The 229-nt window shown below is 47.6% G+C and carries 1 protein-coding gene; it reads left to right on the top strand.

The window, feature by feature from the left end:
- Window positions 1-201 (top strand): citrate/2-methylcitrate synthase (locus AB4585_RS28755; RefSeq protein ID WP_372172192.1); only part of this gene is annotated, 201 nt, incomplete at its 5' end.
- Window positions 202-229: the final 28 nt, after the last annotated feature.

The following is a 229-nucleotide window of genomic DNA, read 5'->3' as shown; positions in this document are numbered from 1 at the left end:
TTCTACTCAGGTATCATTCTTAAAGCGATTGGTATCCCAGTATCTATGTTTACGGTTATCTTCGCTATCTCTCGTACCGTTGGTTGGATTGCACACTGGAGCGAAATGCACAGTGATCCGCACAACCGCATTGGCCGCCCACGCCAGCTATACACTGGTGAAACGCAGTGCGAGTTTAAGCCTCTTCACGAACGTGAATAGTCCAGCTTAAAACACAACGACCAAAAGC

Origin of the sequence: Vibrio sp. 10N.222.49.C9, assembly GCF_041474985.1 — a bacterium.
Classification (GTDB): Bacteria; Pseudomonadota; Gammaproteobacteria; order Enterobacterales; family Vibrionaceae; genus Vibrio; species Vibrio crassostreae_C.
The sequence above is the reverse complement of the archived record's forward strand: the minus strand, read 5'-3'. Positions and strand labels throughout refer to the sequence as shown.